The 24,014-nt window shown below is 41.0% G+C and carries 18 protein-coding genes and 1 pseudogene; 13 read left to right on the plus strand and 6 right to left on the minus strand.

Annotated features, from left to right (window positions below; genetic code table 11):
* The first annotated feature begins 54 nt into the window (after positions 1–54).
* From AN395_RS15770 to djlA, 3 genes are read left to right on the plus strand one after another with little or no spacing between them, the layout of a single operon-like run.
* Positions 55–1,056: an aminoglycoside phosphotransferase family protein gene (locus tag AN395_RS15770; RefSeq protein WP_054983558.1), complete on the plus strand. Its 1,002-nt coding sequence runs from the start codon at positions 55–57 to the stop codon at positions 1,054–1,056.
* Positions 1,053–1,715, plus strand: coding sequence for an N-acetylmuramate alpha-1-phosphate uridylyltransferase MurU (gene murU, locus AN395_RS15775; protein WP_054983559.1), 663 nt, complete (start codon positions 1,053–1,055; stop codon positions 1,713–1,715). The genes AN395_RS15770 and murU overlap by 4 nt, the downstream gene beginning before the upstream one ends.
* A 17-nt stretch (positions 1,716–1,732) precedes the next feature.
* Positions 1,733–2,593: a co-chaperone DjlA gene (djlA, locus tag AN395_RS15780; protein ID WP_029773301.1), complete on the plus strand. Its 861-nt coding sequence runs from the start codon at positions 1,733–1,735 to the stop codon at positions 2,591–2,593.
* Here the strand turns inward: djlA and AN395_RS15785 are convergent.
* Positions 2,576–3,532 (minus strand): DUF3530 family protein, encoded by a 957-nt coding sequence (locus AN395_RS15785; protein WP_054983560.1) that lies wholly within the window; start codon positions 3,530–3,532, stop codon positions 2,576–2,578. The genes djlA and AN395_RS15785 overlap by 18 nt on opposite strands.
* Before the next feature lie 81 nt (positions 3,533–3,613).
* On the minus strand, positions 3,614–4,267 hold the full coding sequence (gene rluA, locus AN395_RS15790) for a bifunctional tRNA pseudouridine(32) synthase/23S rRNA pseudouridine(746) synthase RluA (RefSeq protein ID WP_095206678.1): 654 nt from the start codon (positions 4,265–4,267) through the stop codon (positions 3,614–3,616).
* Positions 4,268–4,436: 169 nt separating this feature from the next.
* On the opposite strand from rluA, the gene AN395_RS15795 reads away from it, so the two are divergent.
* Positions 4,437–4,631, plus strand: a complete 195-nt coding sequence (locus AN395_RS15795; RefSeq protein WP_235576586.1) for a hypothetical protein — start codon at positions 4,437–4,439, stop codon at positions 4,629–4,631.
* A gap of 22 nt (positions 4,632–4,653) precedes the next feature.
* Positions 4,654–4,911, plus strand: a pseudogene (locus AN395_RS15800) (type II toxin-antitoxin system RelE/ParE family toxin); the annotation flags it as partial.
* 115 nt (positions 4,912–5,026) lie between these two features.
* Here AN395_RS15800 and rapA read toward each other — a convergent pair.
* On the minus strand, positions 5,027–7,921 hold the full coding sequence (gene rapA / locus AN395_RS15805) for an RNA polymerase-associated protein RapA (RefSeq protein WP_054983563.1): 2,895 nt from the start codon (positions 7,919–7,921) through the stop codon (positions 5,027–5,029).
* Positions 7,922–8,227: 306 nt separating this feature from the next.
* Here rapA and AN395_RS15810 point away from each other — a divergent pair, with 306 nt between their 5' ends.
* The 3 genes from AN395_RS15810 (at position 8,228) to AN395_RS15820 (ending at position 14,372) form a co-directional block, all read left to right on the plus strand.
* The gene (locus tag AN395_RS15810) at positions 8,228–9,625 is read left to right on the plus strand and encodes a PhoH family protein (protein WP_004585867.1); all 1,398 of its coding nucleotides are present in this window, start codon (positions 8,228–8,230) and stop codon (positions 9,623–9,625) included.
* A gap of 66 nt (positions 9,626–9,691) precedes the next feature.
* On the plus strand, positions 9,692–13,483 hold the full coding sequence (locus tag AN395_RS15815; RefSeq protein ID WP_054983564.1) for a PAS domain-containing hybrid sensor histidine kinase/response regulator: 3,792 nt from the start codon (positions 9,692–9,694) through the stop codon (positions 13,481–13,483).
* The gene (locus tag AN395_RS15820) at positions 13,467–14,372 is read left to right on the plus strand and encodes a diguanylate cyclase (protein WP_054983565.1); all 906 of its coding nucleotides are present in this window, start codon (positions 13,467–13,469) and stop codon (positions 14,370–14,372) included. The genes AN395_RS15815 and AN395_RS15820 overlap by 17 nt, the downstream gene beginning before the upstream one ends.
* A 92-nt stretch (positions 14,373–14,464) precedes the next feature.
* Here AN395_RS15820 and AN395_RS15825 read toward each other — a convergent pair whose 3' ends face one another.
* Complete coding sequence (locus AN395_RS15825; RefSeq protein WP_004585870.1) at positions 14,465–14,845, minus strand: DUF3192 domain-containing protein; 381 nt, start codon at positions 14,843–14,845, stop codon at positions 14,465–14,467.
* Positions 14,846–15,140: 295 nt separating this feature from the next.
* Entirely contained in the window at positions 15,141–16,085 is a 945-nt protein-coding gene (locus AN395_RS15830; protein WP_054983566.1) for a D-2-hydroxyacid dehydrogenase, read from the minus strand.
* A gap of 430 nt (positions 16,086–16,515) precedes the next feature.
* Here AN395_RS15830 and AN395_RS15835 point away from each other — a divergent pair, with 430 nt between their 5' ends.
* The gene (locus AN395_RS15835; protein WP_029774392.1) at positions 16,516–17,655 is read left to right on the plus strand and encodes a 1-acyl-sn-glycerol-3-phosphate acyltransferase; all 1,140 of its coding nucleotides are present in this window, start codon (positions 16,516–16,518) and stop codon (positions 17,653–17,655) included.
* Positions 17,656–17,763: 108 nt separating this feature from the next.
* Positions 17,764–18,009, plus strand: a complete 246-nt coding sequence (locus AN395_RS15840; protein WP_029774393.1) for a DUF1289 domain-containing protein — start codon at positions 17,764–17,766, stop codon at positions 18,007–18,009.
* A gap of 15 nt (positions 18,010–18,024) precedes the next feature.
* Here AN395_RS15840 and AN395_RS15845 read toward each other — a convergent pair whose 3' ends face one another.
* Entirely contained in the window at positions 18,025–18,723 is a 699-nt protein-coding gene (locus AN395_RS15845; RefSeq protein ID WP_024031530.1) for an ABC transporter substrate-binding protein, read from the minus strand.
* Between the two features lie 156 nt (positions 18,724–18,879).
* On the opposite strand from AN395_RS15845, the gene AN395_RS15850 reads away from it, so the two are divergent.
* Genes AN395_RS15850 through AN395_RS15860 form a run of 3 tightly spaced genes read left to right on the plus strand, consistent with a single transcriptional unit; the run spans position 18,880 to position 24,014 of the window.
* Positions 18,880–19,083 (plus strand): DUF3283 family protein, encoded by a 204-nt coding sequence (locus tag AN395_RS15850; protein ID WP_004586826.1) that lies wholly within the window; start codon positions 18,880–18,882, stop codon positions 19,081–19,083.
* A 3-nt stretch (positions 19,084–19,086) separates the two neighbouring features.
* Entirely contained in the window at positions 19,087–19,488 is a 402-nt protein-coding gene (locus AN395_RS15855) for a GNAT family N-acetyltransferase (RefSeq protein ID WP_004586827.1), read from the plus strand.
* A gap of 20 nt (positions 19,489–19,508) precedes the next feature.
* Entirely contained in the window at positions 19,509–24,014 is a 4,506-nt protein-coding gene (locus tag AN395_RS15860; RefSeq protein WP_054983567.1) for an EAL domain-containing protein, read from the plus strand.

The raw sequence follows: 24,014 nt of genomic DNA on the forward strand, positions 1-24,014 counted from the left end.
AGGAAAACAATGGCAAATACAGTAATTGACCTATAAAAATAGACATCTTATATAATGACACGCTTTGATAATTTACAACTATTTATAAATACGCACTTTGATGCTAAACCACACTCCTTAGTAGCCATTACTGGGGATGCCAGCTTTCGCCGTTATTACCGTTTAAGCTGTGCCGGAAAAGCGTTTATTGTGATGGACTCCGACCCACAAAAAGTAAATAACGCTCCGTATATCTCTCTTAATAAAGTATTCACCGACAACGGCTTTTTATTGCCTGAAATAATTGCAAGCGATGAAGAACAGGGCTTTTTTGTGTTAAGTGACTTAGGAAATACACACTTAGCCGATAAGCTCGATGAGCCAAATAGAGATGAATATTACAAGCAATTAATCCGTTTGGCGGCAAGCTGGGCCAAAACACCTGAATCAGCAGCTATGCAAAATTATAATAAAGAATTTATTCACCTTGAGCTGAATATTTTTAGCCAATGGCTGGTTACTGATTTTATTGGCTTAACATTGAGTACTGAGCAACAAACGCTTTGGCAGCAAAGCTGTGAGCTATTAACGAACGCTATGCTAGCGCAGCCTACGGTGACGGTTCATCGTGATTATCACAGCCGTAATATTATGTATAGCAATGAGCAGTGGGCAATTATAGATTACCAAGATGCCGTGCGCGGACCGCTGTGTTATGACTTAGTGTCGCTGCTACGTGATTGCTATTTTAAGTTGCCACAAGCACAGCTTAATCAGCTGCTTGAGTACGGGTATGAAGAATTTACAGCGCAAAAATTAATAACAGATACTTCTTTTGAGCAGTTTAAACAGTGGTTTGATTTAACGGGTATTCAGCGCCATTTAAAGGCAGCGGGAATATTTTGCCGGCTCTATTTACGCGATGGCAAAACCGGTTACCTTGATAATATTTTACCGACGTTGGATTACATTGTTGATGTTGCTAAAACCTATCCAGAGCTTGCAGCGTTAAGTGAGTGGGTAAGTAGCACTGTAATACCACAGGTAACACTAAAATTAGCGAAGGAGCGCACATGAAAGCCATGATTTTAGCTGCCGGTCGCGGCCAGCGAATGATGCCGCTTACACAAGCTATGCCTAAACCTATGCTAAAAGTGGCGGGGAAACCGCTGATTGAGCACCATATTAATAACCTTAAAGCCGCTGGCATTATTAACATTGTTATAAACCTAGCTTGGCAAGGGGATAAAATAAAAAGCTATTTTAAAAATGGCGCTGAGTTTGGTGTGCGCATTGAATATAGCCAAGAGGCTGAGGGCGGCCTTGAAACCGCAGGCGGAATTATTCAGGCGCTGCCATTACTAGGTGAGCAATTTATTGTAATTAATGGCGATGTATTTACAGATTACGATGTGAGTGCGCTTACACAATTGCACCTGCAAGACGGTGAGGCCCACATAGTGTTAGTAGAAAACCCACCTCATAACGAAAAAGGGGATTTTGCGTTAAGTCACTTATCGGCTGAGAGTCAAAAGTATACATTTTCGGGAATTAGCCGTTACCACGCTAATTTTTTTAAAGGTTTAGAGCCTGGCATACGCCCGCTTGGGCCAATACTGCGAGAAAAACTCGCCCAACAAGTTATCTCAACTGAGCTTTATATTGGTCAGTGGGACGATATCGGCACACCACAGCGACTCGCGCAGCTCAACGAGCGCATACAAAACACACTTTAATAGAGGCAGTTAATTAGATGTGGGGAAAAATACTCGGTTTTTGTTTTGGCTTTATGTTTGGCAAAATTTTTGGCGCCATTTTAGGTTTATACCTCGGCCATTTATTTGATAAAAGCTTAAAAAACGATTTTGATAAAGCCGGGGGCTTTTCAGGTTTGTTTAAAGGTGATGATGTAAACGAGCGCCAAGCGTTGTTTTTTTCGAGCTGTTTTGCGGTTATGGGGCATATTGCAAAGTCGAACGGTCGCGTAAGCGAGGTGCATATAAAAGCGGCAAGTATGTTTATGGATGAAATGGGGCTAAAGGGCGATGAGCGCCGCGAAGCTCAGCATGCATTTCAATCAGGTAAAGACAGCGACTTTTCGATTAAAGAAACAGTACACGACTTTAAAGAACGCTTTGCAAAACGTTACGACTTACTGCAACTGTTTTTAGAAATTCAAATTCAAATGGCGTTTTCTGATGGCGTGCTCGCAGAGCAAGAAAAACAGCTGTTGCAAGAGGTAAGTAAGCAATTAGGTATTTCTAAAACTCATTTTGCTTTTATTCTTAAGCGTTACCAAGCTGAATTTAGTTTTAGACAGCAGCAACAACAGTATAGGCAACAGCAGCAAGGTCAAAGTAGCAGTTACCGTGAAGGGTCTGGTCATCATGTGCCCCCTAATAACAGCATGAACCGCTCACAGGCCTTGGCTTTATTAGGGTTAAGTAGTGACGCGACGCAACGAGATATTAAAGTAGCGTATCGTAAATTAATGGCGCAGCATCACCCTGATAAATTAGTCTCTCAAGGGCTGCCTAAACACATGATGGAAGTAGCAGTTAAAAAAAGCCAAGATATTCAAGCGGCTTACGAGTATTTAAAAAAGGCGGCGTAAAAAACCGTCTATCATTTTACTTAACCGTGCATGCTGCTCTGGCGCATTGCGCAGGCCAAAGAGTTGGCGCTGGCGGTAATCAAATTTAGCATTTCGATTTACCCAGCGCTGACGGTTTTTAAGGCTCATAAGTATATCGGTATTGTCATTTGCATAGTAAATATCAAGCAAGGCGGGGGTCACCATCGATGTGGTTTGCGCTAAACCTTTATTGCGCTGTGTATTAGGTAAATAACTACTTAAGCTTATAAACGCATCTATTCGCGAGTCAGGAAAATCGGCATAGTATTCTAGCAATACTCCCGCACTGGTACCTTGTGCTATGACGACAATATTATTTGGCTCACTCATTGCGTTTTGATAGAGCGCCTCATAACGCATTATTAAATTAGTTTTATAATTACTTAGTACCTCGTTACTCACCAAATCAATGGCATTAACAAAGTGTGGCTCTTGAGCCGTTGTAACAGCACCGTCGCTGTTACTTTGCGCCGTTTTTGTTGGCTCTTCATTTTGCGCTTGCGTACTTGATTGCGTGCTTGATTGGGCAGCTGCTTGTGAAGCCATGTTACTTGCTTGCCAATCTATATCGGGTACTGTCATGGCGTAGGTTGTGTAACCTAAATTAGTAAGCTCTTTTCGCAGGTAACTCATGCCAGCATTGCTGGTGGGGGTAGAATTCCAATCAGGGATGAGTAATACAATACCTCTAAAATCGCGGCTCATGTATTCGCTATACAAACTTAAAAACTCTGTATCGCCAGCAAGTATGGGTTTAACTTCATCATTGGGTAGTAGACGTTTTATATCGCTATTTTCGATACTTGATAAAGAAGGTGGGGCTATATGCTCTGCAGCACTGGCATATGCGCTTAAGCATAACGCAGAGCAACAACATACACTTTGTAGCGTTTTTTTGATTAGCTGCGCAAATATCATAGTAAGCCCAAAACGTGAGTAATAACTAAGTATCGGCGCGCTAAGGTAAAAGTTTAGTACTAACTTTGCGGGCTTTACCTACTAAAAGTCGGGCTCTACCTCAAAGGTCAGTACTTGCTCGGTCGCGGGGTGTTTTAGTTGCAACATTTGCGCATGTAGTTGTAAACGTGGCGCCGCGGCTAGGGCCTCTTTATGGGCATAAAGTCTATCGCCCAGTATTGGGTGACCAAGGCTTAGCATGTGCACGCGTAATTGGTGCGAGCGCCCCGTAATTGGCGTGAGCTCTACACGTGTTGCGCCCGCTTCTCGTGCAAGTATTTTAAAGTGGGTTAGCGAGGGCTTACCGTTTTCATAATCAACCATTTGCTTAGGACGATTAGGCCAATCACATATAAGTGGCAAATCAACCGATCCGGTATCTTGCTCAAGTTGGCCGTAAACACGTGCAATATAGCGTTTTGCAGTTTCACGTTCTTGAAACTGCATACTTAAATGCCTATGAGCTGCCTTATTCATTGCAAGGCAAAGTATGCCTGACGTTGCCATATCTAGGCGGTGCACTATTTTAGCTGTAGGAAAAACACGGTTAACGCGATTAATTAAGCTATCGGCATGTTTTGGATCTTTACCTGGGACGGTTAAAAGTTCGCTGGGTTTATTAACGATGAGCAAGTCGTCATCTTGGTGCAGTATTGTTAAATACGGACTCATTGGGGGATTGTAATTAACTAACACGGCCGACCTCAGTAATTTTGCAGGGCGCTATTTTAGGGGAGCGAGAGCAAAGGCTCAAGGAAAAGATAAAAGTTTAATTGCGTATTTTTCATGCTGGTGTGAAATTGCACCAACTTAAAGTTGTAGGAACACATTATGGCAAGGCAAAGTATTTCACTTACTGAACAGAATGATTTATGGCTTCGTAATTACGTTGAAAACGTGGGGGGATTACACAAATAAAAGTGAATTGGTAAATGATTTAATTCGCCGTGCAAGAAGAGCAGAAGCAATAAATGGTAAGCTTGCTAACTCAGAAAAAAGCGGTTTTAGTGAACAATCGGCCGATCAAATGCTAGCAGAATTCAAATCAAGCATTAAGTAGGCGCACATTTAAACTTTCAAACGATGGCAAAAAGGATTTGCGCCCCATTTATCAATATGGCTACCAAGCATTTTCAAAACAGCAAGCGGACAACTACTTTTATAGTTTCTTCTCTATGTTTGAAAAACTACCAGCAAACTCCTATTCCTACCAATCAGTTGACCATATACGTACAGGCTATCGGCGTGCCGTTTGTGGCTCAGACAGCATTTTTTACAGAGTTACAGAAATAGGTATTGAAATAATGGCTATATTAGGTGGCCAAGATACTGATGAGTAATTGTAGAGGTGAATGTAAAAAGCACGGCCTGTAAACCGTGCTTTTTGAAGTGTAGTTTAGTTATATCTTGATCTAACTAACGGCAGATAGCTATAAAATAAACGCTCAAAAACCTTTAGTGTGAAACTACGATTAAGCGTATCGCATCAAGTTTTAACTGGGCTTTTTCGATATGCGTTGTCAGCTCGCTGCGCTGCTTATCGAAGAAGGTAATTTCTTCTTGGCGAATATTAGGGTTAATTTGCTTAAGCGCTTCAAGGCGAGCTTGTTCTTCACCTAAGGTGCTTTGCATTTTTTCAAGTGACGCACTGCGTATAACCTCAAGCTGTTGCTGAGCCATCTCTTTTGCGGTGTTGATCATTGGGTGAACCGCACCTTGTAAAGCGCCTGCTAATTTACTTGCAGTTTGACGCCCAACGGCTGAAAGCTGTTGGTTAAAGCTATCAAATGCCACGTTTTCGCCGAGGTTATTACTGGCTTTATCAAGTAATATGCGAATAGGCGTTGGCGGTAAAAAGCGACCTACTTGCAGGGCTTTTGGTGCCATAGCTTCGGCTACAAATATTAGCTCAACAAAAAAGGTACCTGGTGGTAATTTTTTGTTTTTAAGTAAAGCAACAGAGGCACTACCAAAGTCATCATCACAAATCATGTCCATTGTGCCTTGCACCATAGGATGATCCCAGCTAATAAAATGTATGTCTTCTTGCGAAAGGGCGGTATCGCGGTCAAAGGTAACCGTCATGCCATCTTCTTTTAAGCTTGGGAACGATGCACTTAGCATATGCTCTGTTGGCTTTAAAATAATGGTGTTTTCGCCTTTGTCTTCTTGGCTTACTCCAAATGTGTCGAATACGTTGATCATGTAACTTGGTAACTCAAATTGGTTATCAAGTGCTTCAATTTCTTCAACCAATGAATCGGCAGCGCCTTGGCCAGATGAATGCAGCTCTAATAAACGGTCACGGCCACTTTCCATTTGTTTGCGTAGCACGGCATTTTGCTTTGCTACTTGCTCAAGTAGAGGGTCGAGCTCTTCTTCATCACAATTATGGGCAGCAATGTAATCAAGTAGGTCTTCACTAAACTCTTTATACAATAGCTGGCCAGTGGTTGATGTGCTTTCAAATGCATCAAGGCCTTCGTTGTACCAACGCAGTAATACTTCTTGCGCTGTATTTTCAAAATACGGCACATGAATATTAACATCTTTTGTTTGCCCAATACGGTCTAATCGGCCGATACGTTGTTCAAGTAAGTCAGGGTTTAGTGGTAAATCAAATAACACTAAGTGATGCGAGAACTGGAAGTTACGTCCTTCTGAGCCAATCTCTGAACACAGCAGTATTTGTGCGTTGTCGTATTCATCGGCAAAAAAGGCTGCTGCGCGGTCACGCTCTATAATCGACATGCCCTCGTGGAATACAGATGCTTTTATTGCTTCACGCTCACGCAAAATTTGCTCAAGGCTAATAGCGGTTTCGGCTTTGGCACAAATAAGCAGTACTTTTTCGTGCTTTAGGGTTTTAAGTGTTTCGATTAACCAATCTACACGTGGATCAAATGCGCCCCAGCTTGCACTTTCACCTTCAAACTCTTGAAATATTTTTTCTGGAAACAGAGCGCGTTGTGCGCTTAACTCTGCACTTTGTATACCGCTCATGCTGCCAAGTACTGACATTGCTGTTTTATATTGCTTTGGTAGTGCCATTGGGTAAGCATGTAATTTACGGCTAGGGTAGCCATCAATTCCGCTGCGACTGTTTCTAAACAAAATACGACCTGTGCCGTGGCGATCAAGCAGCATGTTAAGTATTTCTTTACGCGCCGGTAAATCACCTTGCTGAGCTTTTTCAAGCACATCGGTAATATCGGTTTCTTTTAATAGCTCAATGAGTGTGGCTTTGGCTGTATCATCAAGGGCTTGTGCTTGCAGTAGCTGATTTGCCGCTTCGGCAACGTCTTTGTAATTAGCTTCTTCTTCTTTGAATACGTCGTAGTCGTAAAATCTATCTGGGTCGAGCAATTGCAAGCGGGCAAAGTGGCTACGGTGACCAAGTTGATCAGGCGTTGCTGTTAATAAAATAAGACCCGGAATATCTTGGCTAAGCTCAGCCATGCGCTGATATTCGGTGCTCGGCTTACCATTGTTAATGCTTAGGTGGTGCGCTTCATCAACAACTAATAAATCCCAATCAGCAAGTGTTGCTTGTTCAAACCAGCGTTTTTTCTTGGTTAAAAACTCAAGGCTGGTAAGCACTAGCTGCTCGGTATCAAATACGTTTGGCGAGTCTGCAAAGGCTTCGTCGCAGCGCTCTTCATCAAAAATAGAAAAACGTAAATTAAAGCGGCGTAGCATTTCTACTAACCATTGGTGCTGCAGGTTTTCTGGCACCACAATGAGTACACGGCTAGCACGGCCACTAATGATTTGTTGGTGTAAAATCATGCCGGCTTCAATGGTTTTACCAAGGCCTACTTCATCTGAGAGCAGTACACGTGGGGCAAAACGTTTACCTACTTCTTGTGCAATATAAAGCTGATGCGGAATAAGGTTAGCGCGCTGGCCAATTAAGCCTTTAATAGGCGATTGCTGGCGCTCAAATTGGTGTTGCCATGTTTGGTAACGTAAGGTGTAGCGATCAAAGCGATCTACTTGGCCTGCAAATAAACGATCTTGCGGTTTATTAAACTTAATAAAATGATCTAAAAAGGTTTCTTTTAGCTTTGCTTCTTCGCCGGTATCAACGCGAGTACCTACGTAGCAAAGTAGTTCACCTTGCACTTCAATAGACTCTACTTCTAATTCCCATTCTTCAACGCTTTTGATCACATCACCTGGATTAAATGCCACACGGGTAACCGGTGCTTCTGCACTAGAATAAACACGGTTTTCACCACTGGCAGGAAATAAAATGCTGACCTGGCGGCCTTCAATGGCAACTACGGTGCCTAATCCTAAATCTGACTCTGTATCACTGATCCAACGCTGACCTAAGGAAAAATTCATGTATGTCTCGTCTATGAAGAAAAAGGCGGCTATGTTACCTGTTACATAACACCACTGCAAGGCGCTATTTGACTCACTTTTAATTAATTTTATAAGTGCGAATTAATCCCATTAACAGTGCTAACAAATGGCTCTTTTTTAGGTAAATAAAAACTATATCGTGTTTGTAATAAAACGGACTTTTATGACAAATAGACTAAACTTAGATTATGCCTTAGCAATTAAGTATTGCAGGTTTGAATTTAGGCCCGTTTTACTTAGTTATTTTGGTATAGCATAAAAATCATAAAACGTAAGGAAAGTGCTATGGAAAAAGCTTCGAACCTTGAAAGTAAAATGTATGTGCTAGACACCAATGTATTACTCCACGAACCCCTCGCTTATTTGTCTTTCCAAGAACATAACGTTGTCATTCCCATGACTGTTTTAGAAGAGCTTGACCACATTAAAGATAGAAAACACGACGTAAGCCGTGATGCACGAGTGGCTATTCGCGGCTTAGATGAGGTACTAAAAGACGCAACTCCAGAGCAAATGTTGCAGGGTGTTGCACTGCCTAGCAATAAAAAGGCAAATGCCAATTCCACTGGCACGCTCATTATTGTTAATGACCATCTTTTTGCAGATTCTATTTCTGGTTTACCGGGGGATGAAAACGACCACCGCATTATTAACTGCGCCGTGTATTTACAAAAACAACACAGCGATTCAAAAATTGTATTAGTGACAAAAGATATAAACATGCGCCTTAAAGCAAAAGGTGCAGGCCTTAAATATGTTGAAGATTACCGTACCGACCAATTAATCGATGATATTGCTTTATTAACTAGCGGCTATAAAAAAATAGAGGGCGATTTTTGGCAGCACGTAGGGCAATGCGAAACACAGCAGCACGGCCGTGATACGTTTCATTATGTGGCTAAAAACTTAATTCCAGATGTGTTTTGCAATGAGTACATACTTGATGGCAGCGAGCACTTTGCTGCGCGGGTCAAATCTTACGATAACGAGCGTATTAAATTAAAAGATATTAGTGTTGAGCGTTTAATGCACCAGCAAGCGTGGGGCGTAAAACCTAAAAATATTTACCAAGGTATGGCTCTCGACGCTTTGCTTGACCCTAGTATTGAGTTGGTTATTTTAACCGGTCCAGCTGGGTGCGGTAAAACATTACTGGCACTGGCCAGTGCGCTTGAAATGGTGATTGAGCGCGGTATTTACGACAAGGTCATTGTAACGCGTAATACCCCCGAAATAGCTGAATCTATCGGTTTTTTACCCGGTACCGAAGAAGAAAAAATGGCGCCGTGGTTAGCTGCAATTACCGACACCTTAGAGGTACTACACAAAGGAGACGAGAACCCAATTTCGAGTCGCAATTACATAATGGAAAAAGCCAATGTACAGTTTAAGTCGGTGAACTTTATGCGTGGGCGTAGTATTCAAAATGCAGTGGTAATTTTGGATGAGAGCCAAAATTTAACGGCATCTCAGCTTAAAACTATTATTACCCGTTGTGGCGAGGGAACAAAACTAATTTGTAGCGGTAATTTAGCGCAAATAGATAGTAACTACTTAACCCCCGTTACCTCCGGCCTTACTTATATTGTTGAGCGTTTTAAAGACTTTGAAGGCAGTGCAACAGTTAATTTAAACGGGGTAGTGCGCAGCCGTTTAGCCTCCTTTGCAGAAGAAAATTTATAACTTGCGCAGAACAATTTGGCTCGATAGTCTAGTGGCTGACTATCGGGCCAAAACTTAGGCAAAACGTTGAAATTTTTACCTCTAAAAGACTATTACCGCTCTTTATTTGTAGCATTATTTGTTCCCTTATTTGTGGCATTTTTACTGTGTTTGCACTTGTATAATATAAAAGTTGAGCGCGCCATAGAAAAACGTCAAGCCGATTTTGAACAAGTGTCGGCTCAAGTTAGCCATATAATGAGCTCGGTAAACGACTTTTTTGACAATGCCTTTATATCGTATCAGCAGCCTAGTGATGAGCAGTTCAATCGCAACTTACTAGAAGGTATTAATCAATACGACAATTACTACTACCGCCACTTTAGCGAGCGCCAAGGCGAAATAGTCGGTAAAGGGCAGTTTGCTTTTTCTAACCGTGCGTTGATCCAATGGCAGCGAGCTACAACCCTAAGCCCAACGTTTAATACCGCATTATCGCTTATGCAATCGTTGTCGGCTGTTGCCTATGTTGATGATTCGGGGTTTGCCTATGTGGTAAGGCGTAATAAAAGCCAAAGCACTATGCTTAATAAAATTTTAAATGGTAATTTTAAGCCCACATTTATACCTGGCCAGCTTACCTCAAGCGCCATTGTTAAAATACGCGATAGCGCTTATTTTGCTATTGGCCGTAAAAAACAACCTAATTCGTCAGACTACATCATTTTAATATACGATTTAGAGGCCATGTCTAGCTGGCTTAAAAAGGTGGCACCAAGCGAAGGCGAATATGTGTTTATGAACCAGTCGCATCAAGTAATAGCCAGCTCTGTTAAGCAGTTAAATGAAGCAACAGCCCTAAAAGATTATTGGCCTGAATTAGCCCATGACAATGAAAAAATAAACTTAGTTAATAACAAAAATGCGCAGTTTTTTATGCAAGCTATGGGGAATCTGCCCATTCATGCCGCCTTTTATGAGCCGCAAATAAAAGTGATCACGCCAATTAGGTATGAGGTTCTTTTAGAGTTTGCGTTTTTAACGTTATTTTTAAGCTTAATGTTTGCGGTATTTTTTTGGTTAAGCCAACGTATTTTTGTTAGGCCAATGACTCATTTAATGCAATATTTTGAACAAAATGATGCCCCTAAAGCCGCGCTTTCTAATTACCCCATCCCTTTAAATTGGCAACCTTGGTTTTCTCGCGTTAAATATGTATTTGATAAAAATGCACAGTTAGTTGAGTCGCTCCAAGAGGCTAATAAAGAACTCGATGAACAGTTACAGCTGCAATCTCAAAAGCTAAAACGCAGCTACGAAGCAAAAGAGCGACACTTAGCGCTATTAAATACCATGCTAAATAGTGTGCCTGATCTTATTTACTTTAAAAATATTGATGGCTCTTTTTTAGGCTGTAATAAAGCATTTGAAGCCTATGTAGGCAAAGAGCAAGCCATCCTAGTCGGTAAGCGTATTGAAGATTTAGACAGCGACGATTTACAGTTAAGCCTACTAGAAAAGCAAGTTTTACAAACCAAAAGTAGCATTGAACAACGCATAGATAGCACCGACAAATCGTATCAATTAACGATTGCCCCATTTTATAACGAGCACCAGCACTTATTAGGCACTATGGGAATTGGGCGAGACATTACTGAGCAGCAGCAAACTCTATCGGCGTTAAAAGCGTCAGAATCTAAATTTAGAAGTGCAATAGAGTTTGCAGCAAACAGTGTGGTGTTACTTTCGCTTGAGCACACCATATTGCAAGTTAACAAAGCGGCTCGTAAGTTATTTTCACAGCAAGATATTTTAACTGGTGAGCCACTAAAAATGCTGTTTGATGAGGCGCAGTGGCAAGAAATAAAAAATGCGCTTTGTCACTTATTAGATGATAAAAAACGGGTTTATCATTTAACGCTCTCACAAGGAAAACTAACAAGTTGGCTGCAGCTGAGTGTGTCGCTGGTGTGGGGTGAAAACCGTGATCCCTCTTATTATGTTATTCATATTCAAGATGTAAGTGCGCTGACTAAAGCTAAGCATGACGCAGAACGCGCAACAATAGCTAAAAGCCGCTTTATTGCTAATCTAAGCCATGAGATCCGCACCCCTCTTAACGCTGTGTTAGGGCTGTTAGATATGATAGTAGAGCAAGGCTTAAAAAATAAGCAGCTGCAACAAACTAAGCAGGCTAAAAACGCAGCTCAAAGCTTATTATTAATGCTAAACAGAATGCTCGATTTTGCCCGAGTAGAAAGTTCGCAAGCGCAAATAAAACCGGTGCCTTTTTGCTTAGTTGAACTGATTGATATTTGCGAGAGCTTAACAGCGCCATTGTGCCAAAACAAAGGGTTAAGCTTTAATATTGAAATAGATCCACTCATTAACCCCGCGCTGGTGGGGGATTCAATACGTTTGCAACAAATATTAGGTAACTTACTTACCAATGCCGTTAAGTTTACTAATAAAGGCAGTATTACCTTAAAAATGGTGCTTGAAGAAAATGACGTTTTAGATCAGCAACGTATTTGTTTTCACGTAATAGACAGTGGTGTAGGTATTGCTAAAGCTGACCAACGACGACTGTTTGATGCTTTTACTCAAGGCGATGAATCTTCTACGCGTATTCACCAAGGGGTCGGGCTTGGACTTGCTATAGTTAAACATGGTGTAGCCTTAATGGGCGGCGAAATTGCAATTAATAGTGACAAAGGCCGTGGATGTGAGTTTTTCTTTACTCTAGCGCTTGCGGTAGATACGGCTAAAAATAGTGTATTTATACCTAATACGTTAGCCATTGTGAGCGATGACACTGTACAGCTAAACGAAGTGGTTAATGCCTACTCACAAGTGGTAGCTATTGATTTAGAAGAGGCGCTTCGCTACCCAATAAAGCTTGCTGATGCACAGCAACTGATTATTGATGAAACCACATTGAACGATTTATTAAAGGTTGAATCTATACACGAAACGCTCAGTGGCAACTCATACCCTGTGGTTGTGGTGAATCACGAACACACTTTAGCATTGCCTTGTACTACGCAAATTAACGCACAACATGTTAAAGCTACGGCGTTAGCTCAGCGCTTGATTAGCTTAAATGCTAATGCGGGGGCGGAGCCACCTAAAGCCGCTGAAAATAATGAAGAAGTAAAAAAAGATATATCGGGTCTACTTATTATGGCGGTTGATGATAACCCGCTTAATTTAGACATTATTAGCAGTGTGCTAAAACAGGCCCATATAAATGTAATAACGGTTACCAATGCGCCAGATGCAATAGAGCTGCTACAAATATTAAAACCAGATTTAATTCTGATGGACGTGCAAATGCCGCATATTGATGGTTGCCAAGCAACGCAATTGATTCGCCAACAGTTTGACGCGCGCCAGCTGCCTATTTTTGCTTTAACAGCACATTGTGAACCTGCAGATGTTGAGCGCTCACTTAGTAGCGGCATGAATAAGCATTTGACTAAACCTGTGGTTGCAGCTGTGCTGTTAGATGCAATTAGAGACGTAGACTTTATAAAACCTAAGTTTTATGACCAAAGCTTTGCGCTCACCCAGTTTAATTTTGATGAAAATTTACTGGCAACCATGGTCGGAAAGTTTGCGAAGTTGTGTGAAACGCAGTTAGAACAAATTGAAGAAAACACCCAGCGAGATGAAGTGGTACGCTTAGTGCATAGCATTAAAGGCGTGGCAGGTAACTTAGGTTTTATTAGGCTTTCATTGTGTGCAAAACAATGTGAAACGCACCTTAAAACAACTAACGAGCCGCTTCAGCACACTTTAAAAGAGCTAATCATTCAGCTAAAGCAAGTGATTATATTTATTGAAACCTTAGGGGGACGGGATGCCAAAAAGAGCTAAAATACTGATTGTGGATGATGATCCCCTAAACCGGCTGGTGCTTGAAAAAACACTGGGCACGGAGCATGACGTATTTTTAGTCGAAAGCGGCGAAAAAGCGCTCACCTTTATTAAATCTAATCAGGTCGATTTAATTATTTTAGATGTGGTGATGCCAGGCATTGATGGTTATGAAGTGCTTGTACAGCTTAAAGAAAACCCTATTACTCAGTCTATTCCTATTGTGTTTATATCGGCTAATAATAGCCACACCGATGAAGCAAAAGGACTTGAATTAGGTGCAATGGATTACATCACTAAACCCTTTAATGCGTCTATAGTCAAAGTGCGGGTACGCAACCAATTACTGATCAAGCAAAAAAATGATTTGTTAGAAATGCTTGCCTCAATTGATGGTTTAACGGAAATACCCAACAGGCGTTATTTAGATGAAAACCTCTCTCGTGAATGGCGCAGAAGTAAACGCAATGGCTCGTGTTTGTCTGTTTTATTAATGGATATAGATCACTTTAAGCGTTACAACGATTGCTATGGCCACCGAGCGGGGGATGAGTGTTTAAAGCAGGTTGCCCAGGCGTTAGCAGCGCAATGTGAGCGTAGTACTGACTTTATTGCCCGCTACGGGGGGGAAGAGTTTGCTGCGGTATTACCCGATGTTAACAAACAACAGGCATTAGCATTTGCCCAAAAGTTAAGAAAAGCGGTAAACAGCCTCAATATAGAGCACAAAGCTTCGTTAAATGCAGATCACATAACAATCAGTATTGGCATTGCTAGTATGGAAAACGGCAATGCAAGTGCCGAACAAGCCTTACTCGAACAAGCTGACCTAGGGCTATATGCCGCAAAAGATTCAGGACGCGATCAGGTGGTTGCGCTTAACTTATAATGTGGCTGTGTTTATATTAAAGCGTTATTTAAATCGGCCCCACACGTTAATGTTATTACCTAGCGGGGCGGCTTTACACTACTAACGCGTTGTTATTTTGTGATCATGCCCAGCGCGCTTTCACCAATACCTACCAATTTATCATTTTTAAATACCAATGGCGTGCATTCATCTTTTGTTGTTTTGCCATCAGAGTGAATGCTGTTAGTCACGTAAAACAGTACCTGATACACATCATCGTCTTTTTTCAATAGCTCGGTAAAGTTTGGTGTTTTTAATTGCGCTAAAACAGATTGATAGCTGCTATCCATTGTCAAATCTGCAATCGCTTCGCGGTTTTTTTTATGCTGATGTTGCCAGCTTGATGAGTCGTTACCTGCCCAGTGCGTTTCTGCTTCGCCATCTGATACGGCAATAACACAGCCTGTTAAAAACGGAGCAATAAGTGCAGCAGCTAAAAGTGATTTTTTCATTGTTATAGTCCTTGATGAGTTTTAATTTAATTATTTACTTATCAGGAGCAAGTAATAGGCCAATATAACAAAGTTATAAAATTCATAGGGTTAGATTGTGATGGCTATTTTTAAGTGATTAATTATAAAAATCATTAGCAAAAACAGCCACTTTTTAGGTTTTTTAACGATTAAGCTAGCCTGCGTTTATTTAGCATAGCGAAAACACGTTACAGCTATTTACTAAATAGAATGAGCGACTTTGAGGCAGGTAAAACCTAGCCTCAATGCGGCTAATTATTATTGCAAATTGTTATTATACCAAGCGGTTACGAGACTCACCGTTAGTAAAGGCTGCAATATTTAGGCTTACCTCATTAATTAAGCGCACGATTGACTCTGTGCTGGCCCATGCAATGTGAGGTGTAAGAAGCAAGTTTTCGCCTGTGTGATTAGCTAGCGGGTTAGAAGGCTCTGCCGGCTCTTTAGTAAGTACATCAACTCCCGCACCGGCAATTAAATTTTGCTCTAGGGCTGTGGCTAAGTCGGCTTCATTTATAATGCCACCACGGGCGGTATTGATAATAATACTGCTGGGTTTCATCATTTTTAGCTCATCTAACGAAATTAAATCGCGTGTTTCATCAGTAAGCGGGCAGTGCACGCTAATTATATCAGCGGTTTTTAATACTTCTTCAAAAGGTGTACGGCCTTCTCTACAAGAGGCGCCTTTACGCTCTGCAACCACTACATTGGCTCCAAAAGCTTGCGCTACTGTCGCCACACCTTTACCTAGCGTTCCACCACCTATAATGGCAAATGTTTTACCTTGTAAATCATTAAAGCTGTAATCTAATCGGCAAAACATCTCGCTTTTTTGCCAAGCGCCTTGCTGGCAGTCGCGCTGGTAGCGGTGTGTATTACCTAATAAATTAGTCACTAACGAAAACGTGTGCTGTACAACCGAAGGGGTTGAGTAGCCTGCTACGTTGGTAACGGCAATACCAAATTCTTCAGCGGCGTTTAAATCAACATTATTAGTGCCTGTTGCACTTACGCAAATAAGCTTAAGCGTTTTAAGTTGGCTTATCGTATCGCGATTTAGCACAACCTTGTTGGTAATAAGGACGTCCGCGCCTTGGCTGTGAGCAACAACTTGCTCAGGTGACGTAAGTTCGTAAGTAGTTAGCTCACCTAGTTCTTCAATGCAAGTTAACGAGGTTTTAGCTAAAGTAGCGTTATCGAGAATGGTGATTTTCATTGTGTGTCCTATCTAAATGCGTACCGTAAAATGGCAAGAGCGTTTAAGGTACTACGAATACACACCTTTGTTAATGCTATTACTACCAAATGCTTAGTACAAAAAGTCAGGTTGCTTATAAAAGTTTAAATTGGCTGGTCTGCCCACTCAAATATAAATAACATGATATTTTAGCGGGCTATATCGCTGGGGCCTGTTTATTTTTTGAGGTTGAACTCACTTTCCTGTGAAAGGTCAACAAGCCTTATTAAGGTTGATAAAACTAAAAAACAATGCACCAACCCCTTTTTGTGTGGTCATAGACTGAAATGGCTCGCAAATAAGCATAACCAAATGGCTATTTCTTATTTAAGAGTGGCTGAGTTATAATCAAAATTATATATAAACGGTACGTTTTGCGTGCCGTTTTTTTAACATTGTAGATGCAGTAATGAGTGAATTAGAAGATAAGTACGCAGACATAAGACCTTACAACGACGATGAAGTTGCGGCCTCGCTAGCGCGTTTAATTAACGATAATGCGTTTATAGATGTAATAGCAAAGTACAACTTACCGCGCTTTATATCCGCTATGCCTTTTATTGCTCGCACACTGGTGAGAAGCCAGTTACGAAAAAAATGGGGTAAATTTACGAGCGTTGAAGATGTACAAAACGAAGTTGCAAAGTATTTAGATAAACTTATAAAACGCACTACCTCAAAAGTTACCTTTTCGGGATTAGACAAATTAGACCCGCAGCAAGCGTATTTATTTATATCAAACCACCGCGACATAGTGCTGGACCCTGCACTTGTTAATTGGGGTTTGTATCAACATAAAATGAAGACGGTGCGTATAGCAATTGGTGATAACTTATTGCAAATACCGTATATAACCGAGCTGATGCGTTTAAATAAAAGCTTTATCGTTAAGCGCTCAGCCAAAGCTCCTAAAGAGATGCTTAAGGCGCTTACGCAGTTGTCGTCGTATATTTATGACTCGTTAACAGCAGGAAATTCTATTTGGATTGCGCAAAAAGAAGGGCGTGCAAAAGACGGCTTTGATCAAACAGATCCGGCACTTTTAAAAATGCTGCAACTTAATGGTCGTAAACAAAAGAAAGAATTTGGCGAGTACATTAAAGAGTTAAAAATTGTTCCTGTGTCTATTTCTTACCAGTATGAGCCTTGTGCAATTTCTAAAGCAAAAGAGCTTTATCATAAACAGCAGCACGGTGAATACGTAAAATCAGCAGGCGAAGACATAGCAAGTATTGTTGAAGGATTTAGCTCTGCTAAAGGGCATGTACACTTAGCATTTGGACAACCGGTTGAAAGCGGCTGCGATGATGCTGATGAGCTGGCGCAAACAATTGATAAGCACATTGTTGAGTCTTTTTACTTACACCCAGGAAATTACATTGCCGGTGGGTGCAAGCAAGCAGTTATTGATGAGCCCGATACCGCCACTTTTGAGCAGCGTTTAGCCTTAGTGCCAGAAGAGCTAAAGCCACTTGTTTTAGCTATGTATGCAAAGCCATTTCAACGCAAAACTGAAATCACAAACAAAGTATGTGAGCAAAGCCATTAGGCAGCTGCGTTTGCAAATAGCGTAATAAAGCAGCGTAAACGCTGCTTTTTTTTTGTGCATAAATAACGCTATACTCATACAAAGCAATTAATCTACTTAGGGGGGGCAATGCAACAAATTGAAATATTTGATATTCCAAGCCCCTGTAAAAGTATTTGCCAAGTAAACAACCGAGGTTATTGCAAAGGCTGCTACCGAAGCCGGGATGAGCGCTTTAATTGGAATGCGTTAAGCAATGCGCAAAAAAAGAAAGTACTTAGCTTATGCCAACAACGCTACAAACGGTATTTACAAAAGCGCCAAGCAGCGCAATCACAAACCACTTTAGATAAACAACAAGGCTTTGAATTTTAAACCTTGTTGTACATGCTAGAGTTTTAAATTGTATTTTGCGCGCAATGCGCGGCTAGTGCCGTTATCGTGTAGTTTATTTAAAGCATTCAATAATTTACTTACCAAAGCCGCGTGCTTTTTATGTACATAGTGATAGAGCGAAAACGTACTTAGCAGCTGGGTTTGCATACAGGTCTCTGGCAGGGAAAAGTTATCGGCTTTAAGCACAAAGTCGAGCATAATTGCCCCATCAACTTTATGCTGGGCTAGTAGGTTAAGTTGGGTCGTAATATTTTTTACTTCAATAATATTGCCGTTAAACTTATGCTCATTTAAGTAATGGTGCTGAACTGGATAGCCTGATAAAACCGCAATACTATCGAGCTTATCGAGTGTATTGGGTTGGCAGTTTTTAAACAGTAAAAGCTTATAGTCAAACAGTGGGTAGTTAATTCTGATCAGGTTTTTATTGTCCGCCTCTATACTTATATCGCGGCCAAGTTGGCCATCTAATACCCCATTATTGGCTGCTAATAAGGCATTTTGGCGATTAAAATCAATTATGTGTACTTCATAATTAAGTTCTTTATAGGCTAATGTGAGTAAAGCGAGCGCATAGCTTGCTTGAGCTGAGTCGGCCGGGCGGTTAAATATAACGCTATTGTGATTGGCGAGTGTAATTTTACTAAAAAATAAAACGACTAATAAAAACAAAGCATTGAGCTGTATCTGCAAGGTTACTTCCGTTTAAAATAAGGAGAGGGCAAATGAACGCAGCGAATAATACCAAAATAGTTTGGTTTTTGCCCATGTTTGTTGCTTTTTAAACAGTAAATGGGTTCAAATATACGTATAATAAATGCGGATAACTAACCGTACTTAGGAGTGGTTGTGAGTTTTAATTTATGTGCTTTACCTCGAGAGCAAAAATACCAGATTCAATTAGATTACGAAGCCTCATTTTGGGCTTATCAAATTAAACGTAATAAAAAAACACGTGAGCAAGTTTATAACACGATTCATAGCCGCCCAGTGGCAGAGCAAACGTTTTTAAAGCAACAGTTTGAGCAGTATTTGGCGTTAATGCTAAGCTAATATATGTACACAGTACAAAAGTTAGACACACTTAAGATTCCATTAGTTAATAAGTTTTATGCACTGTATAGCGTAAGAGGACGTGCTAATAAGCAAGATCAGGTTTGGGTTGTTTACAGTGAAATGCAGATAGTTGCGGCGTGTCGGATACAAAATAAACACGACTTTTTATTTTTATCGACCGTATTTGTTGCCCCGCAGCACCGTGCAAAAGGGCTGGCAAAGCAACTTGTATGCGCCGCTATAAAACAGCAAAGTATGCCGCTTTACACCTTTGCTTATAAAAATATTACAGCTTTATATACGAGTCTTGGTTTTAACCAAGTATTAACATATACTCCTGGTTTAAAAGCACTTTTTGATATTTATACGCATCGAAATATAGTCGCACTCGAATACCTATAACAAAAACAACGGATCAAGCCATGAGTAAAGGCGTTCATTGGATCATTAGTTGCTGTATAGCTTTAATCGCTATATTTAGTTGCCAAGTTGGCGCACAGGTTAAACGTTTATCCCCCAGTGAAGGCCTGTCGCAAAGCTATGTGAACACTATGCTGCTTGATGATAACGGTTACCTATGGCTCTCTACCGAAGGGGGATTAAACCGCTATGATGGCTACCAAGTTGTTTCAATTAATGGCCCTAATGGCGAGCTTGAAGAAGCCATAATTGATTGTATTTACCAAGACCCCTCAGGCAATATTTGGATAGCCTCGTTACTTGCCGGCTTATTTAAATATGACCCAAGTACCGACACCTACCAGCAATTTATTTCTCAACCTACCAGCGAAAAACAAATTTTAAGCCAGTCGGTATTTAGTATGGCAGCGGTTGATGACAAAACCTTATGGATTGGGCGTGGTCGCGACTTTGCTAAATTAGATATTGAAACAGGTAAAATAACCAGCCTATTTGAGCTGCCTAAAGAATACGAAAACACCTTAGTCAGAGAGCTTTTTCATTACAATGGGTATATTTTTATAGGCACAAGCCATGGGGCGTTTGTATTTGATATCGCCTCTGAGCAAATTAGGCCGTTGCAGCATTTAAAAAGCAAAGCTGAGCATATTTATCAAAACAACGTTAAATCGTTTTCGGTTATTGAAAATAATCAGTTGTTAGTAGGCACCGTTAAAGGCTTGTATCAAGTTGATATTAGCGACTTGCCAGGCATGTTTGAACGCCCCGACATAGCATTTAAAAACCAAGCCGTTATTGCCGATTTAAATGTATGGCGCATCATCAACGAAGGCGAAAAGCTAGATCTGGCGACTAATAAAGGGCTCTTTAAATTTGATTTAAATAGCAAAGAGTTGGTAAAAAACACACGGATTACGCAAAGTAAATACAGCCTATCTGATACCAGTATGATAGACATGGTAAAAGATAAATCGGGAGGGTATTGGCTCGCTACTAAAACCGATGGTGCATTTTATCTGTCTAATAATACCTATCACTTTAGCAATATAGATGGTAGTAAACTGGGTGGCGATGGCCTTTCTCATCCTTCGGTTTGGGGCATTACGGAGTATGGCAACAGCCTATGGCTGGCAACGCATAATGGCTTAACCAAAATTGATTTAGCCACTAACACCAGCCAGGTTTACTTAAAAAACCACAAAGTAGACTTACTGACTACTGAATTTAGCGTGTATGAAATTATTCCTTATAAGCAAAAGCTTTGGTTACATACAAACCGTGGGCTGTTTGAGTTTGACCCCATAACGCATCAAATTAACGAGCCAACAATAACAAACTCCAACAATAGAGCCTACATAGAAGGCTGGGTACACGGCGTAACCTTAATGCCTAACGGTGATTTGTACTATGTGCACTCAGATCACGGTATGTTTGTATATAATATTGATACTCAGCAGATCACCCGGTTAGAAGGGGCTTTTAGCAATATAGAGCCGTTTTTGGCGCATGGTTTTTCGCCAGCGCTGGCAACTAAGCCTGATATGCCCCTGTTTTTTAATGCGGGTATTTTATACCAGGTAAACCCAACCACATTAGCATTAAACACCATTTATAAAGTGCCAAAACAGCACGATAACGTGGCTATTAATGTGCTTTCTTACGTGGTCGATAACAACAATATTTTATGGATTTCACTATCTAATTTTGGCCTGATTGGGCTTGATGCAGCCAGTTACAAATTGGTACACACGATTGACTTAGAAAAAAATAAGTTAGGTACCTTACTTTATGACATGGTGCTTGATGATAATGGCATGATTTGGATGAGTAGCCATAAAGGCATATGGCGACTAAACCCAGAGACACTTCATTTTCAGCAGTTTACTACATCTGAGGGGCTGCTTTCTGCTGAGTTTAACAGCAGTGCCATGGCGCATTTAAGCGATGGCCGCATTGCTTATGGCAGCTTAAAGGGCATTACATATTTTCATCCGATGGAAAATCAAAATTACCACTCATTAATTGATCATGTAAATATAACGCGAGTTGATTTAATGTCGCGCGACTTATCTATCGATTTAAAACAGCCATTAAATGAAATAGTCCTCAACCATGATGATATCGGTTTAGAGGTGGCGTTTTCGGCGATGGCGTTTAGCTATCAAGAGCGCATAATTTATGAGTACCAGCTCGATAACGGCCAAAAAACCTACACCCGTAATAATAATCGGGTGTTATTCCCTAAATTAAATCCAGGTAATTACCAGCTCAAAGTATGGGCTAAAGATCCATTAACCGGCGAGTACACGCCGCCTGCAGTGCTAAAAATTCGTGTTAAGTATCCCCTGTGGCGAGCGCCATATTTTATGGTGCTTTATGGCGTTTTGTTTATCGCATTTATTGCTTTTTGGGTAATGCGCCGCAACAAAATTCAGCGCATATTACTGGCCGCTAATAAAGAAAGTAAAGAAAGTGAAGCGCGATTAAAACTAGCCTTAGAGGGTAGTGAGTCGGGCATGTGGGATTGGCAGTCTACATCGAGTAGTATTTACCAGCCGCGCTTATGTAATGAACTGGGGTATGATCAAGAAAGCGTGAGCCTGGATGATTACCTAGCTAAAATTCACCCGCAAGATAAAGCGCTTTTCAGATTAGAATGGTTAGAATTTTTATCAACCGATAAAGGCTACTTTAATTGCACTTATCGTTTACGCCACGCTAAAGGCTATTGGCGTTGGTATAAAGACTTTGGCAAAGTGGTGGAATGGAGCGGACAACTTCCTAAAAAAGTAGCGGGTACTTACACCAATATGACCCGCGAAATGGTGTTTGAAGAGCATGCCCGTTTATTTACCGCTGCGTTTGAGCAAACCCGCGATTGGGTATTTATTCTTGATAAAAACTTTACGGTTCGCGCCTCTAACAAATCGTTGCAAACGGCCTTTAACTTTCCAAGTGAGCCACGCTCTAGCCGTGCCCTTAATTTAGGTATATCGCGAAGTAATCGTTTTGACTACTTACGGATAATGCAAAAGCTGAATGTGGGTGAGCATTTTTCCTGTGAAGACTTAGTCACCCTTGCCAGTGGTGAGCAGCGCCATGTGTTAGTAAAAATAAGTGCAGTGGCCGACACCGAACACCGTTTAAGCAGCTACGTTATTATTTTAACCGATATTCATGCGCAAAAATTGGCTGAAAATGAGCTTCATATTTTAGCCAATTATGACTCATTAACCGGTTTGCCTAACCGTATGCTGTTTAACGACAGGGTTGAGCATGCGATTGAGCAAGCGCAAAATCATCAATGTAAAGTGGCTATGCTGCACATAAACATTAAGCGGTTTAAATACTTTAACGACTCATTTGGACGTGAAGCGGCTGATGAGCTAATAAAGCAAGTGGCTAAGCGTATTAAGCGCTCCTTGCGTCCTTCTGCAAGTGTTGCGCGCTTTGGTGGCGATGAATTTGTGGTGCTGGTGGAAGATGTGCAGCAAATTGAAGAAGTATTACTTATTTGCTCTAAATTAATAGACTCTGTAAGCCAAAATATGGAATTTAATGGCCAGGTGGTAAACGTTAATTTAAGTATCGGGGTAGCAATAGCGCCTGATGACGCCGCAGATCATGCTGCGCTGTTAAAAGCTGCCAGTATAGCTTTGTACCATGCAAAAGAGTCTCTCGAAAGCAGTTATAAGTTTTACAAGCAAGAGATGAATCAACATGTACAAAAAGCCCTGCATTTAGAGTCTTTGCTAACTAAAGCGTATCAAGAGCAAGAGTTTTGCAATTACTACCAGCCTATAGTGAATGCGCACACTCAAAAAACCGAAGGTTTTGAAGTGTTGTTACGCTGGCCAGAAAACACTTTAGTGCCCACGCAAGAGTTTTCTTTAGCGGCTGAGAGCATAGGGTTAATAACAAAAATTATGCTGCAAACCTTTGCCCGTGCGTTGCAAGCCCTTAAACAATGGCGTGAGATTTCACCTCAGCTGTACTTGTCGATAAACCTCTCAGCACTTGATTTTGAATACGAAGAGCTTGTAACCGACATACATAAAGCGTTGAGCCACGCTAATGTGCCCTCAGAAGCCATAGTGTTTGAAATTACCGAGTCTATTTTAATGCGTGACTCTAAACATGCGCTGCACAGTATGGAAATGCTGAAAAAGCTTGGCTGTAAGCTCTACATGGATGACTTTGGAACAGGCTATGCCTCATTAACGTATTTAAAGCGTTTTCCTATCGATGTACTAAAAATAGATAGAAGCTTTGTGCAAGATATTGGCGTGGACTCGGATGATGAAGCCATTATTCAATCAACGCTTACCTTAGCTCATAGCTTAGGTAAAGAGTGTGTGGCTGAGGGCATTGAAAACAAACAACAGCTGCAGTTTTTAAAGCAGTTAGGGTGTAAGCATTTTCAGGGCTATTTATTTAGTAAGCCAGTACCTAAAGAAGCTGTTCCCGCACTGATCAAACAAGATTGGGGCAACATATTTAACCAGTAA

The organism is Pseudoalteromonas sp. P1-30 (assembly GCF_001400005.1).
Classification (GTDB): Bacteria; Pseudomonadota; Gammaproteobacteria; order Enterobacterales; family Alteromonadaceae; genus Pseudoalteromonas; species Pseudoalteromonas atlantica.